The sequence below is a fragment of the Massilia sp. BSC265 genome (genome assembly GCF_000740675.1).
GTDB lineage: Bacteria > Pseudomonadota > Gammaproteobacteria > Burkholderiales > Burkholderiaceae_D > Telluria.
Map to the genome: position 1 here is coordinate 293,829 of NZ_JPXI01000037.1, position 15,217 is coordinate 309,045.

The window sequence follows — 15,217 nt, forward strand, 5'->3', positions numbered from 1 at the left end:
ACAGGGTCGAATGGCTCAAGCGGACACTCTTGATGACGGTTCAAACACGGGACGAGATGGTAAAAAGCCCGGTCATCAGACCGGGCTTTCCAGGACAACAACGCGGTCCGATCAGCGCAGCGGCTTGCCGTCCGCGTCGACCACGGTCACCTCGCCCCAACCCAGCGAGCGCACGCCCGCCTCGATCTTGCGCAGGTCGCCAATCACCATCCACACCGCTTCATCCGGCTTGATGAACTTGGACGATGCCGCGGCGAGCTGCTCCGGCTTCAGCGCGCGCACGTTCGATGCGTACCTGGTCCAGTAGTCGTCGGCCAAGCCGAGGTTGACGGTTTCCAGCCCCGCCGCCTCGAGTGCGGCCAGGGTGGAGAAGCGGCCCGGCAGGCGCGAGGTCATGTTGCGCATGATGCTTTCGTACTCGGTACCCACCAGCGGACGCTCGCCCGCCACGCCGCGCAGTTCCTTGGCTACTTCCCGCATCGCCTCGACCGTCTTGTCGGTCTGCACCGGTGCGATGATGTAGAACGGACGCTGGCCGCGCACGTCGGGCAGGCGGGCCTGGGTACCGTAGCTCCAGTGCTTGTCCAGGCGCAGGTTGCGGTTCAGGCGCGAGGTCGCGATGCCGCCGAAGTTGGTCATCACCGGTTCCATCGCCAGGTCTTCCGGCTGGCCGTAAGCCTGCGAGATGTGGGTCGCGACGATGGTCGACTGCGGTGCATCGGGCTTGTCCACCAGGATCAGGCGCTTGCCCTGGGTTGCCGGCACGACTGCCATCTGCTTTGCGGGAGCGGTGCCCTGCTGCCACTTGCCGAAGCTCGCTTCCAGTGCCGGCAGCAGCTTGTCCATGGTGGTGTCGCCGGCGACGACGATGGTGGCGCTGCCCGGCTTGAACCAGGTGCCGTGCCATGCCATCAGGTCGTCGCGGGTGAGACCCTGGACACTGCCTTCGAACCCGGAGGCCGGCTTGCCGTAGGCATGCTCGGCGCCGTACAGCAGCGCTGGAATCAGGCGCAGGGCCAGGCTGTTCGGCTGGGCCTTTTCCTGGGCGATGCCGGCGATGCGGCGGCTCTTCGACAGCGCGAACTGTTCTTGCGGGAAGCTCGGGGTCAGCGCGGCTTCGGCCATCAGCGCCAGCGAAGGCGCCAGGTTGGCGCTGGTCGCCTGCAGGCGCACCAGCGACTGGTCCTGGGAGGTAGCGGTGCTCAGGCGCGCGCCCAGGTTTTCCAGCGCGTCCGACAGCGCGAAGGCGTCGCGGTTCTTCGTGCCCTTGTCCAGCAGGTCCAGCGCCAGCGAGGCAGCGCCGGCCTTGGCGGTGCTGTCCGAGGCAGCGCCGGCGTCGACCGCCAGCGAAACGTTGACGATCGGCGCGGTGTGGCGGGCCAAGAGCACGACCTTCAGGCCGTTCTTCAGTTGGGCGCGCTGCAGCGCCGGGAACTTGACGTCGGGCGCTTCGCCCAGGCCAGGCAGCTTCTTGCGATCCAGCGTGGACTTGGTCGCGGCCAGCTTGCTTGATGGGCGCACCGTCATCGTGTAGTGGTTGGCTTTCAGCCAGCGATTACCTGCGGCCTTGACCTGCGCCGGGGTGCTGGTGGCGAAGATCTCGAGGCGGTCGAGGTAGGCGTCCGGCTTGCCGCCGTAGGTCTGGCTCTCGGCCAGCACGTCGTTGCGGCCACCCATGCCGCCCACGCGCTCCAGGCTGCGCGCGAAATCGGCCAGGTCGCGGGTCTTCACGCGCTTCAGCTCAGCCTCGGTTGGGCCTTTGTCGAGCAGCTCGGCTACGACGCGCTCCATCTCGCGTTCGACCTCGAGCGGATCGACGCCCGGCTTGACGGTGACGGACAGGTTGAAGGTACCGCCCAGTTCCGCATCGTTCACATAGGCCGAGACGCTTGTTGCCATGCCCTTCTCGTACACCAGGCGCTTGTCCAGGCGCGCGTTCTTGGAGCCGGCCAGCACGCCGGCCAGCAGGTTCAGGCGCTGGGTGTCGGCATCCTTCCACGAGGAAGTGTGCCAGCTGCGGTAGATGCGCACCTGCGGCACGTGGTCTTCCATTTCGTCGCGGATGTTGCGGTCGAGTTGCGGAATCCACTTCTCGGTACGCGGCAGCGGCGGGCCCGGCGGGATCGCGCCGAAGTACTTGTTCACCAGCTCATAGGCGCGTTCCGGGGTGATGTCGCCGGCCAGCGAGATCACCGCGTTGTTCGGGCCGTAGTAGGTGCGGTACCACTCCTTGATGTCGTCCAGCGAGGCGGCCTGCAGGTCTTCCATGTAGCCGATGGTCGACCACGAGTACGGGTGCGAGTACGGATACATCTTGGCCGAGATTTCCATGCGCACGCGGCCGTACGGCTGGTTCTCGCCCTGGCGCTTCTCGTTCTGCACCACGCCGCGCTCGCGCTCCAGCATCGCCTGCGAGATGTAGTTGCCCAGGAAGCCCATGCGGTCCGATTCCAGGAACAGGGTGCGTTCCAGCGCCGACACCGGCACGTCTTCGAAGAAGTTGGTGCGGTCGGTGTTGGTGGTGCCGTTGCGGTTGTTCGCGCCGAGGTCGTCCATCGCCTCGCGGAAGCCGTGCGGATAGTTCTCGGAACCGTTGAAGAAGAAGTGCTCGAACAGGTGGGCAAAGCCGGTCTTGCCGCGCTTCTCGTTGCGCGAACCGACGTGGTACCACATGTTCACGCCGACCACCGGCACGCTGTGGTCGGTATGGACCAGCAGGGTCAGGCCGTTCGGCAGCACGAATTTCTTATGGTCGATGCTGTAGGCCTTGCGGTCGAAGACGGTTTGCTTCGTGGCAGGTGCTGCGGCGTGGGAAGGCAGGGCTGCTGCGGCCGCGAGACCGAGCAGGAGGGGCAGGGCGAGTTTTTTCATGGGGCGTCTCGTGGACAGGTTGTTGTATGTATGCGTCCCGTCGAATCACGCGTCGGTTGGACGCGCGGTCGGCTTAGCCGACCACCCTACAGGAAACGCTGAGCTCGCGCCAGAGGAAGCGGATGCATATGTTGGGCCGTGGGAACAGCCCGGCGTGTCAGGAAAACCCCTGCGCCTGCGCCAGCAGTTGCGGCTCCATGCGCGCCGCGATCTTCTTCAGGTAGCTCGACGCCGCGGCCACGCCCGCGCCGCCGGCGCGCTGCAGCCAGGCATAGGCCTCGACCAGGTCGCGCTGCACGCCCTGCCCCGCCGAGTACATCACGCCGAGGTTGAACTGGGCGCGCGCATGCCCTTGGCGCGCCGCGCACAGGTACCAGAAATGCGCCGCCTCGTAGTCGCGCTCGATGCCCTTGCCGCAGTCGTGGCGCAGGCCCAGTTCGAACTGCGCCAGCGCGTGGCCCTGGTCGGCGGCCTTGTGGAACCAGTCGGTGGCCTCGCGCGGATCGGCATGCTCGACGCGGTCCAGCAGCACGCCCACCATGTACTGCGCCGGCGCGTAGTCCTGGTGCGCGGCGCGGCGGTACCACTCGAGCGCCTGCGCCTCGTCGCGCGCCACGCCGACGCCGCCTTCGTAGCGCAGGCCGAGGTCGAACTGGGCGCGCAGGTGGCCCTGCTCGGCCGCCTGGCGGTACCAGTGGGCGGCCTGGGCGGGATCGTTCGGCACCCCGCTGCCGGCATCGAAGAGCTGGCCGAGGTGGTACTGGGCCGAGGGCAGGCCCTGCTCGGCGGCCTGGCGGTACCAGTGCGCGGCTTGCGCCGGATCGCGGTCGACGCCCTGCCCGTGCTCGTAGCGCACGCCCAGGTTGTCCTGGGCGCCGGCATGACCCTGCTCGGCCGCCTTGCGGTACCAGTGCAGGGCAAGCGCTTCGTCGCGCGGCACGCCGTGGCCGCTGTCGTAGACCAGGGCGAGGTTGAACTGGGAACTGGCATGGCCCTGCTCGGCGGCGCGGCCGTACCACAGGACGGCAAGCGCGCTGTCCTGCTCGACGTCCTGCCCCTTGTCGTAGCGCAGGCCGAGGTTGAACTGGGCCGGCGCATACCCCTGCTCGGCGGCCTTGCGGAACCAGTCCACGGCCTGGCTGCCGCTGCTGCGCAGCGCAAGGCTGAACTGCGAGCGCGCATAGCCCTGGCTTGCGGCGCGGCGGTACCACTCGGTGGCCGCCCCCTGGTCCTGGGGCACGCCCTTGCCGGTCTCGTACATCATGCCGAGGTTGTGCTGCGCGCCCGGTTCTCCCTGGCTTGCTGCCTGGCTGAACCAGTGCAGCGCCTGCTGCACGTCGTTCGGCACGCCCTGGCCCTTCGCATACAGCCAGCCCAGGTTGTACTGCGCCGGCGCGTAGCCCTGTTCGGCCGCGCGGCGGTACCAGTAGGCGGCCTGGCCGTAGTCCTGGCCAACGCCCTGGCCCTTCTGGTACATCACACCGAGGTTGTATTGCGCCAGCTCGAGGTCGGCGCTGGCCGCCATGCGGTACCAGGCGACAGCCAACTCGTCGTTCTGGGACACACCCTGGCCCCTCGCGTACATGAAGCCCAGGCTGTGCTGGGCGCTCGGCACGCCGCGCTCGGCCATCTCTTTTACGCGCAGGAATTCTGCGCTGTAGTGTGGTTCCACCTTGGGTCCATCCATGTCGCCGGCTTGGGCAGGGATATCGAGCATATCGGCGCTCAGGCCTGGACCGCGCGCAGGCCGAACAGCGTCGGCTGGGTACGCAGCGACTTGATGAATTCGCCCAGCGGGATCGGGCGGTAGTACAGGTAGCCCTGCATGGTCATGCAGCCGTTGGCGCGCAGGTAGCGTGCCTGTTCCTCGGTTTCCACGCCTTCCGCGATCAGGTTCAGGCCCAGGCCGCGCGCGATCGAGATGATCGCCAGGATGACGGGGTAGTGGCCGCCTTCCTCGTGGATCTCCTTCACGAAGGACTGGTCGATCTTCACGGTGTGGATCGGGAAGCGGTGCAGGTAGGACAGCGACGAATAGCCGGTGCCGAAGTCGTCGATCGCCACCGACACGCCGAGCTGGCACAGCTTGTTCAGCTGCTCGATCGCGTACTGCGGGTTGCGGATGCAGATGTTCTCGGTGATCTCGACTTCGATCTGGCCCGGCGCGATCCCATAGCGCACCAGGGCGTTGCGCATCTTCTCGAAGAAGTCGCCGCGGTCGAGGTATTGCGGCGACAGGTTCAGCGACAGGCGCACGTGGTCGGTGCCGGAAGCATTCCACTGGAGCATGTCGCGGCACAGCGCGCCGATCATCCAGTCCGAGATCGGCAGCATCAGGCCGTTCTCTTCCGCGAACGGCAGGAACTCGCCGGCCGACAGCAGGCCGCGGGTCGGGTGGTTCCAGCGCATCAGCGCCTCGGCGCCGACGATGCGGCCGGTGAGCGCGTCGATCTGCGGCTGGTAGTACATCTCCAGCTCGTCCTGCTCGAGCGCGCGGCGCAGCGCCTGCTCGAGGGCGATCTTCTGGTGCGAGATGTCCAGCATCGAGGTGTGGTAGAAGCTGTGGCCGTTCTTGCCCTGCGCCTTGATCTGGTACATGGCGATGTCGGCGTGGCGCAGCAACTCGTCGATCGATTCGCCGTCGGTCGGGTAGATCGCGATGCCGATCGAGGCCGAGATGTGCACTTCGTGGCCGTCCAGGTCAAAGGGCTCCTGCAGGGTCTCGAGGAACTTCTCGGCGACCATGCGCGCGTCGTCGCGGTCGCGCAATTCCGGCAGCACGATGGTGAATTCGTCGCCGCCCTGGCGCGCCAGCGTGTCGCCCTTGCGCAGGCAGCCCTTCAGGCGGGTGGCGGCCTGCTGCAGCAGTTCGTCGCCCTTCACGTGGCCGAGGGTGTCGTTGACCAGCTTGAAGCGGTCCAGGTCGATGAACATCACGGCCAGCTCGGTCTTCTTGCGCTTGGCCTGGATCACCGCCAATCCGAGGCGGTCCTTGAACAGGATGCGGTTCGGCAGGTCGGTCAGGATGTCGTGGTAGGCCTGGTAGGAGATGACTTCTTCGGCGCGCTTGCGGTCGGTGATGTCGCGGGCCACGCCGTAGGTGCCGAAGAATTCGAGCTTCTTCACTTCCTGGTCCGGCACGTGCATGCCGATCGCGTTGAGCGAGATCGTCATCAGGGTGTTGTTGAAGGTGCGCTCCGCGCTGTTGCCGCAGCCTTTCCGGCACTTCAGGCGCAGCTCGACGTTGCGCGAGGCGCGCTCGTCGACGCGGCGCTCGTTGAAGACGTAGCGCGCGCGTTCCAGGTCCTCCTCATGCACCAGCACGGAATAGTGCTTGCCGAGCAGCTCGTCGCGCGAGTAGCCGAGCAGCTGGTAGGCGCGATCGTTCACGAAGGTGAAGCGGCCTTCGTGGTTCAGCGTGTAGATGATGTCCGGCGAGGAGTCCACCAGGTAGCGGTACATCTTCTCGGAGTTTTCCAGCTGGGTGGCCATGCGCTGGTTCTCGAGCGACAGGCGGCGGCCCTTCAGTGCGTTGGTAACCGTGGCCAGCAGCTCTTCCCTGGCGTAGGGCTTGCGCAGGTAGTCGTAGGCGCCGCGCTTGAGCGCGCCGATCGCCGCGTCGATGCCGACCTCCCCGCTCATCACGATCACGTCGGCGTCGATGCCCTTCTGGTTGATGAAGTCCATGATCTCGTGGCCGCCGATGTCGGGCAGGCGCAGGTCGAGCAGGACCAGGTCGAAGCGCAGGCGCGACAGGTGGGCCAGGGCTTCGCTGCCGGAGGATGCGGTGGTCAGGGAATAGCCGCGGTCGCGCAGCAGCTCGTACAGCGACGAGAGCAGGCGCGGTTCATCGTCGACCAGCAGCAGGCGTGGCTGATTGTCGGTGTCGAGCGTCGGGCTGTATGGAGCCGGCTCGGACATGGCGTTGTGCGCGTTGATCATGATCTTATGCGGAACCGAGCGCGCGCGCCGGCAGTGCTACAGGACCACTGAGGCCCGTGCCAGTTGCAGTGCTGGCGCCGGACCACGCCGGCAGGAGAATTTCGAATGCGGTGCCGCTGCGGCCGCTGCGGCAGGCGATGTGGCCGCCCAGCTTCTTGACCAGGCTGTGCACGATCGACAGGCCCAGGCCGTGGTGGGCGCCGTCCTTGGTGCTCTTCACCGGCGAGAACAGGTGGGCCAGCACCTCGCGCGACAGGCCGGGGCCGTTGTCGCTGACCACGAGTTCCAGGTAGAGCTGGCGCTCGCGGTTCACGTGACCGCGGTTGACGATGTCCACGCGCCCGCCAGCGGTGCCGAGCGCCTCGATGGCGTTCTTCACCAGGTTCACCAGGATCTGCTTGAGCACGTCGGCGTCGCCCTCGATGCGGGTCGCCTCGTCGTGCATGGTCACCGCGATGTCCACCGTGCTGGGGACGAAGCCGGTACTGCGGAACAGGCGCTGCACCTCGTCCACCACCTTGGCGACGTCGGTCGGGCGCGGTCCTGCTTCGCTCGGCTTGAGCTCGGCCAGGCTGCTGACCAGCTGGCCCACGCGGTCGATCTCTTCGTTCAGGATCGACATCTCGGTGCTCACCGGCTCCTGGCGCGCAAGCTTGCTGTCGAGGACACTCAGGTAGTTCTTGATGATCGACAGCGGGTTGTTCACCTCGTGCACCACGCGGCGCGACGCCTCGCGGTACTCCTCGGCCACGTGGGCCAGCTGGCGTCTGGCATGGCCACGCTCGGACAGCATGTTCTCCAGGGCGGTGGCGGCCTGCGCCCCGAAAGACTGCATGAAGCGCTCGCGGCGCTGGCAGGCCGGGACCTGCCAGGCGGCGATGCCGCCGATCAGCACGCCCAGGCAGCGCGCGCCGGCGACCAGCGGCACGCAGACCAGGCTGTCGGTGCCGAGCATGCGCAGCAGCTGTTCTTCGGCCAGGCCGAGCGATTCGCCGTCACGCCCGATGAAGGCCGGACGGCGCTCCAGCGCGCTCTTGGCGATCGCGCCGCCCTTCGCGAGCGGCACGGCGAATTCGGCAATGCGCTGGCTGCCCTGGGTCGGTGCGCCCACCAGGGCGTGGCCGGTCGGGTTCTCCAGCAGGACGACGGCATTGCCGAAGTCGAACAGGATGCGCGCCGAGCGCGTCATCGCTTCCAGCAGGCCCGATTCGCCCTGCTGGCGCGCGAAACTTTGTCCCACTTCCGAGACCAGGACCATGTTGCGCACTTCTTCGGACAGGCGCTGCTGCACCGGGTCGAGCGTCGGCGGGGCATACGCCGGCGGCGCCGGAACGTCGTCGGCGCCAGCCAGGTCGATGCCGAGGTGGGCGGCGGCCTTCTCGACCTGGCGCGCGGCGCCCTCGAGCATCCGGGCGGCCTGCTCGCCGTCGATACCGCACAAGGCCGCAGCCTCGCATACCGCCGTCTCGTCGCTTGCATGGCTGGACAGCACATGGGCCAGGCGCACGATGCGGATCAAGGGATGGGCCGACTCCAGGCGCTCGCTCGGCTCGTGGTGGTACAGCACCGCGTCGGCCAGGAAGGAGTCGAGCTGCCAGCGTTCGATCAGCCAGGCGCCGGCCTCGGCGTGGGTGATCTGCAGGGTGCGCTGCTCGACGGCGCACAGGTCCTCGTCGTCGCGCGCGGTGAAGTTGTAGCCGTATTCCTTGGGGGCCGTCGCCAGCAGGGCCAGGCGGCCGACGTTGTGCAGCAGGCCGGCCAGGTAGGCTTCTTCCAGGTGCGGGTACTCGACGGTGCGCGCGATCTCCTTCGCGATCACGGCCGTGCTCAGCGAGTTCTTCCAGAAGGCGCGCAGGTCGGTACTGCCGGAATGCGGGAAGTTATTAAAGGTCTGGAACACCGAATCGCTGATGACCAGCGTCTTGATCATGTCGGTGCCGAGGGCGACCAGGGACTGCTCGAGGTTGACGTTGCGGTGGTGGCGCTGGTAGGCGGAGCTGTTGGCAACGGCCAGCAGCTTGCCCGTCATCCCGGCATCCTTCGCGATCAGGGCGGCGAGTTCCGGCATGCCGAGGTCGTCGGCCTGCAGGTGTTCAATGAGACGCACGAGGATCTGCGGCATTGCCGGCAGACGGGCAATCAGCAGACGATTGCGGATATCTTGATCCGAAGCTTGCATGGTCTCAAACGTGGCCGCTTGTCGAGGGTTGTCCTAGGCAGCCCAGGACGGGTTGCCACACAGTCTTGCTCGTTCATCTAGCAAACAGAACAATGTTTAAACGTTTGTTCTGAGCATGAAAAACTTATCTTAGCATATAGACATTTCTGCTCGGGAACAATACTTTCTGTAAAAAGTGTTGTCGAGACGTCGCTCTAAAGTGAGAGACGTGATCAGGGTATTTGGATAAAGATGAAAGATTATTTCACATATGCATGCATATATGAAATTTAATTTCATACTAGGGTGATCTGGTCCCGTGGACCAGATCACGGATTGCGACCACCCGGGGACTAGGGCATCGGGTGGCCGTCGCGGATCTTCTGGCGCCGGTAACGGCGTGCCGTGGCCCACAGGCCGATCGACAGCAGCGTGAAACCGGCCTGGCCGAGCGCCAGCGACAGCACCGAATGCGAGAGCATCGGCGAGATGAGGCCGGCCACGATCGCACCCGCCAGGGTTGTCATGAAGGACTGGCACGAAGCCACGGTGCCACGGATGTGCGGGAACAGGTCGAGCGCCATCAAGGTGGCGCCCGGCGCGATGATCGAGCTGCCGAAGGTGAAGAAGAACATGTGCGCCACGCTCCAGGGCAGCGAAGGCGGCAGGAAGCTGTGGTAGATCACGTTAAAGGCGACCGCCCCCAGCATGAAGAAGAATCCGATACGGATCTGGCGCGCGAAGCCCAGCTTGCCCGCCATGCGGTTGGCCGCCAGCGCGCCCAGGAAGATGCCGCTCACGGTCGGCACGAACAGCCAGGCGAATTGCGAGGGGCCCAGGCCCAGGTGCTCGGGCAGCATCACCGGCGCCGAAGCGATGTAGAGGAACAGGCCGGCGAAGTTCAGCGCCACCACGCCCGACTTCATGTGGAACAGGAAGGAGCTGAAGATGGCGCCGTAGCTCTGGGCCAGGAAGCGCGGGTTGAAAGGCTGGCGCTTTTCCTGAGGCACGGTCTCGGGGAGGTGCTTCCAGCAGAACCAGCCCAGGATGACGGTGTAGGCGCACAGCGCCAGGAAGATCGCGCGCCAGTCGGCCAGGGTCACGATCCAGCCGCCCAGCACCGGCGCGATGGCCGGCGCGATCGAAAAGATCATGGTCACCATCGACAGCAGGCGCGCAGCCTCGGCGTCGGAATACAGGTCGCGGATGATGGCGCGGCCCACCACCACGCCCGCCCCCGCCGACACGCCCTGCATGATGCGGAACACCCACAGGTAGTGCACGGAGCTGGCCGCCGCGCAGCCGAAAGTGCCGATCGCGAACACGACCAGCGCGAACAGGACGACGTTGCGCCGTCCGAAGGCGTCGGACAGCGCGCCATGCCACAGCACCATGCCCGCAAATGCGAGCATGTAGGCGGTGAGGGTCTGCTGCACTTCCAGCGCCGAGGCGTTCAGTTCGGCGCGGATCTGCGGGAAGGCCGGCAGATAGGCGTCGATCGAGAACGGCCCCAGCATCGACAGCGCGGCCAGCAGCGTGGCCAGGCCGCCGGCGGTGAGCATCGCGATCTTGTGGGGCGGGGGCAGCGGGACCGGCGTGACCGGATCCTTGGGCAAGTGGTCGGGGTCGGTCGGCGGCAGCATGAAGGGCTTATTGCTCCTGTTTTGGCTTGGCTTCCTCGCGGCGGTTGAAACCGGCCACCATGTCGAAGCGGAACAGGCGGCATTCCAGCGCGCCGTTGAAGAACGGGGTCTTGCGCGATTCCTTCAGGCGCAGCAGCTTCGGAAGCTGCAGGTCGGCCGTGAACAGGAAGGCGGTCCAGCCGGCGAAGCGCTGCTTCAGCGTGGTGCCCAGCGCCGAATAGAAGGACACCGCCATCTCGTCCTGCGGCACCGTGGAGTCGCCGCGCACGCCGATCCGCTCCCCATACGGAGGGTTGGTCAGCAGGATGCCCGGCTGGGAGGTGGGCGGCGAAACGTGCTGGGCCTCGATCTGCTTCAGGGGCACGTCGAACAGGATGCCGGCGATCTTCAGGTTGTGACGGGTCATGGCGACCATGTCGCCCGAGATATCGGAGCCGAAGATGGTCGGCTCGCTCGGCAGCGGATTCGGCTTGATCTCGGCCTTGAGCGCCGCCCAGGCTTCGCGGTCGAAGTCGGCGAATTTCTCGAAGGCGAAGCGGCGGCGCGCACCCGGCGGGATGCCCTGCACCATCTGGGCCGCTTCGATCAGGATGGTGCCGGAGCCGCACATCGGGTCGAACAGCGGAATGCCCGGCTTCCAGCCGGCCACGCGCAGCATGCCGGCGGCCAGGTTCTCGCGCAGCGGCGCGTCGCCGGTCTCTTCACGCCAGCCGCGCTTGAACAGCGCTTCGCCAGAGGTGTCGAGGTAGATGATGAAGTTGCGCTGGTCGAGGAAACCGACGATGCGCATGTCCGGCTCGCGGGTGTTGACCGAGGGACGCTTGTTGAACTGGTCGCGGAAGCGGTCGCAGACCGCGTCCTTGATCTTCAGCGTGGTGAACTCGAGGCTCTTCAGCGGGGACTTCACGGCGGTGACGTCGACGCGGATGGTGTGATGTACGGCGAACCAGTCTTCCCAGGGCTGCTCGAGCACCAGGTCGTAGATGTCGTTCTCGTTGTTGTAGCTGCGCTGTCCCATGCGCATCAGGACGCGCGAGGCGATGCGCGAGTGCAGGTTGATGCGGTAGGCGTCCACCAGCGAGCCGGAGCAGTGCACGCCGCCCGGCACCTGGTTGTGCACGCGCATGGTAGTGCTTTGCTGGGCGATTTCGCCCAGTTCTTCGGCAAGTGCCGCTTCCATGCCGCGCGGGCATGGGCAGAAATATGAGGCCATGAGGGGTACCCTTTGTCCGTTGATAAAAATGAGCCAGGTGCCACCGGTCCGCACCGGTGGCTTCAACATCGGATGATTCTGTTTAGAACGGCTTGACGACCACCAGGATGACAATCGCCAGCAATAGCAGCACCGGCACTTCATTGAAGTAGCGGTACCACTTATGGCTGCGCTGGTTCGCCCCGCGCTCGAACTTTTTCAGCAGCGAGCCGCAGGCGTGATGGTAGCCGATCGCCAGGATCACGAGCGCCAGCTTCGCGTGCAGCCAGCCGCCCTGGATGCCGTAGCCCAGCCACAGCCAGAGGCCGAGCACCAGGGCCGGCACCATCAGGATCGTGGTGAAGCGGTAGAGGCGGCGCCCCATGCCCAGCAGGCGCTCGAGCGCCGCCGGATTGGCTTCCTGGGCCAGGTTGACGAAGATGCGCGGCAGGTAGAACAGCCCGGCGAACCAGGACGCGATGAAGACGATGTGCAGGGCCTTGATCCAGAGATACATGCGGTTCTTTCTTGTTTCTTGTTATTGGCGAACTTCGCCGTGGCCGAACACGACGTACTTGAGCGAGGTGAGCCCTTCCAGACCGACCGGGCCGCGTGCGTGCAGCTTGTCGTTCGAGATGCCGATCTCCGCGCCCAGCCCGTATTCGAAGCCGTCCGCGAAACGCGTCGAGGCGTTCACCATCACCGAGGCCGAGTCCACCTCGCGCAGGAAGCGCAGCGCTGCGCTGTAGTCTTCGGTGATGATCGACTCGGTGTGCTTCGACGACCAGGTGTTGATGTGGTCGATCGCGCCGTCCAGCCCTTCCACCACGCGGATCGCCAGGATCGGCGCCAGGTACTCAAGGCTCCAGTCCTGCTCGGTGGCATGCGCCAGATACGGGTAGCCGGCCAGGATCGCATGCGCCTCGGCATCGGCACGCAGCTCGACCTCTTTCGTCTTGTAGAGCTCCGCCAGCCGCGGCAGCACGGCCGGGGCAATGGAACGCGCCACCAGCAGGGTTTCCATCGTGTTGCAGGTGCCGTAGCGGTGGCACTTGGCGTTGAAGGCCACCGGCAAGGCCTTGGCGATGTCGGCCTTGTCGTCGATGTAGACGTGGCAGATGCCGTCCAGGTGCTTGATCATCGGGACGGTGGCCTCGTTCATCAGGCGCGCGATCAGGCCCTTGCCGCCACGCGGGACGATCACGTCCACGTACTGCGGCATGGTGATCAGGGCGCCGACGGCGGCGCGGTCGGTCGTGTCGACCACCTGCACCGCATCCAGCGGCAGGCCGGCGCCCTGCAGGCCCTCGCTCACCAGCTTGGCCAGCGCGCGATTGCAATGGATCGCTTCCGAACCGCCGCGCAGGATGGCCGCGTTGCCGCTCTTGATGCACAGGCCCGCCGCGTCGACGGTCACGTTCGGGCGCGCCTCGTAAATAATGCCGATGACGCCCAGCGGCACGCGCATCTGGCCGACCTGGATGCCGCTCGGGCGCGACTTCATGTTGGTGATTTCGCCGACCGGGTCGGGCAGCGTGACGATCTGGCGCAGGCCCTCGACCATGGTCTTGATCGCGCCGTCGGACAGCGCGAGGCGGTCGAGCAGCGCCGGTTCCAGGCCGCCGGCGCGGGCGGCGTCCATGTCCTGCTGGTTGGCAGCGCGCAGCACGGCGGCATCGCGCTCGATGGCGTCGGCGATCAGGAGCAGCGCGCGGTTGCGGGTGGCGCCGTCGGCCCGCGCCATCGCGCGCGAAGCGGCACGGGCCTTGCGGCCCATGGAGTGCATGTGTTCGGTGATGTCCATCGTTTAGCCCGTTTATGAATCAAATGTGATTTGACCGAGGGTCAACCGGCATCGAAACAGCCGCGCGTATTAGCGTGCCACCCGCAGCGCCAGCTGCAGCATGGCATCCCATGCATCGCCCGCAAACGCTTTCGCGCGCAAGCCCTTGACCATCCGGTCCACCTGCGCCGCCTCCTGCAGCGCCGCTTCCAGCGTCGCCATCGACACGCGCCGCAGCGCCGGTTCCATCATCCGCTCGCGCGGCCCCCAGATGCGGTATTCCTTCAGCAGTGCGCCCAGCGGGCGCCCCTGCGCCATCCCGGATTTTAATTTTAGCAGCGTGCGGATTTCTTCACTGACGGCCCACAAGACCAGCGGCAGCGCTTCGCCCTCGCCTTTCAATCCGTCGAGCATGCGTGCCAGGCGCGCCGGGTCCCCTAGAAGCATCGCTTCGGACAGCTTGAACACGTCGTAGCGCGCCACGTTGAGCACGGCGTCATGCACCTGCTCGAACGTCAGCTTGCCCGGCTCGTAGAGCAGGCCGAGCTTCTGGATTTCCTGGTGCGCGGCCAGCAGGTTGCCCTCGACGCGGTCGGCGATGAAATCCAGGCTCTGGCGCTCGGCGCTCTGCCCCTGCGCCGAGAGACGCATGCCGATCCAGCCCGGCAGCTGGGCGCGTTCGACGTTCGGGATCTCGATGTAGACCGCCGCCTGCTGCAGCGCCGCCACCCACGAGGCCTTGGCGGTCTGCCAGTCCAGCTTGGGCAGGGTGATGAGGGTGAGGTTGTCCGGGCTCAGGTCCTTCGCATAGCCCTGCAGGGCGGCGCTGCCGTCCTTGCCCGGTTTGCCGCTCGGGATGCGCAGTTCGATCAGCTTCTTGTCGCCGAACAGGGACATGGCCTGGTTCGCCGCCAGCAGTTCGCCCCACTTGAAGTTGCGCTCGACCGTGAGCACGTCGCGCTCGGTATAGCCCTGGGCGCGCGCGGTCTTGCGAATACGGTCGGCCGCTTCCAGCGCGAGCAGGTGCTCGTCGCTGGTGATCACGTACAAGGGCGCGAGGCCCTTGGCCAGGTGGCCCTCGAGGGCCTCAGGCCGCAGTTGCATCGCTCGGTTCCACTACGTCAGACAGGTTTGATCGCGGCCAGCCGGCGCAGGATCTGCTGCACCAGGTCGGCCTGCATGTCGCGGTACAGCAGCTGCTCTTCCGATTCCTTGGCCAGCACCTGCGATTCATCGAAGGCGATGTTGCGGCGCAGGGTGATCTCGGTCGGGCCCAGGAGCTCCTTGTTGTTCGCGTCGCGCACGCGGAACACCAGCGTGTAGCTCAGCGAGTACTCGCGCACCCGGCCCAGGCTGTTCAGCGACAGGATCGATTTGCCGCGCGACTCGGACAGCACGTCGAACAGGGCCTGCGCCTTCGATGCATCGGTCTCGATGCGCACCGAATCGCCCGCGCGCAGGTTGCGCTTGAGCTCCGTGCCCAGCGGCGAGGTCTCGGGGAAGGCCAGGTAGATGCTCTGGAAGGGCATGTTGTACTGGCCGGTCGAGCCGCGCAGCTGGAAGCCGCAACCGGCGACGGTTGCAGCCATCAGGAATGCAGCGAGGGTGCGCACCACGGTTCTTTTCAT

10 protein-coding genes are annotated in these 15,217 nt (G+C 66.2%); all 10 read right to left on the reverse strand.

From position 1 onward, the window contains the following. Positions 1-111 precede the first annotated feature (111 nt). The 10 genes from MA09_RS18150 to lptE all read right to left on the reverse strand — a co-directional run bounded on the left by MA09_RS18150 (position 112) and on the right by lptE (position 15,217). A complete protein-coding gene (locus MA09_RS18150; RefSeq protein WP_036251539.1) occupies positions 112-2,871 on the reverse strand; it encodes a pitrilysin family protein in 2,760 nt (919 codons plus the stop codon). Between the two features lie 157 nt (positions 2,872-3,028). Further along, positions 3,029-4,588 (reverse strand): SEL1-like repeat protein, encoded by a 1,560-nt coding sequence (locus MA09_RS18155; RefSeq protein ID WP_081897671.1) that lies wholly within the window; start codon positions 4,586-4,588, stop codon positions 3,029-3,031. Between the two features lie 8 nt (positions 4,589-4,596). After that, positions 4,597-6,813: a bifunctional diguanylate cyclase/phosphodiesterase gene (locus MA09_RS18160; protein ID WP_036251542.1), complete on the reverse strand. Its 2,217-nt coding sequence runs from the start codon at positions 6,811-6,813 to the stop codon at positions 4,597-4,599. A gap of 4 nt (positions 6,814-6,817) precedes the next feature. Further along, positions 6,818-8,992, reverse strand: a complete 2,175-nt coding sequence (locus tag MA09_RS18165; RefSeq protein ID WP_036251544.1) for an HDOD domain-containing protein — start codon at positions 8,990-8,992, stop codon at positions 6,818-6,820. Between the two features lie 332 nt (positions 8,993-9,324). Beyond that, complete coding sequence (locus MA09_RS18170) at positions 9,325-10,614, reverse strand: multidrug effflux MFS transporter (protein WP_051933569.1); 1,290 nt, start codon at positions 10,612-10,614, stop codon at positions 9,325-9,327. A gap of 7 nt (positions 10,615-10,621) precedes the next feature. Further along, positions 10,622-11,827, reverse strand: coding sequence for a class I SAM-dependent RNA methyltransferase (locus MA09_RS18175; protein ID WP_373887855.1), 1,206 nt, complete (start codon positions 11,825-11,827; stop codon positions 10,622-10,624). Positions 11,828-11,909: 82 nt separating this feature from the next. Next, positions 11,910-12,323, reverse strand: a complete 414-nt coding sequence (locus tag MA09_RS18180) for a CopD family protein (RefSeq protein ID WP_036251549.1) — start codon at positions 12,321-12,323, stop codon at positions 11,910-11,912. A gap of 21 nt (positions 12,324-12,344) precedes the next feature. Continuing rightward, positions 12,345-13,610, reverse strand: a complete 1,266-nt coding sequence (locus MA09_RS18185) for a glutamate-5-semialdehyde dehydrogenase (protein WP_036251551.1) — start codon at positions 13,608-13,610, stop codon at positions 12,345-12,347. Positions 13,611-13,679: 69 nt separating this feature from the next. Then, positions 13,680-14,693 (reverse strand): DNA polymerase III subunit delta, encoded by a 1,014-nt coding sequence (gene holA, locus MA09_RS18190; RefSeq protein ID WP_036251553.1) that lies wholly within the window; start codon positions 14,691-14,693, stop codon positions 13,680-13,682. 17 nt (positions 14,694-14,710) lie between these two features. Beyond that, complete coding sequence (gene lptE, locus MA09_RS18195; protein ID WP_036251556.1) at positions 14,711-15,217, reverse strand: LPS assembly lipoprotein LptE; 507 nt, start codon at positions 15,215-15,217, stop codon at positions 14,711-14,713.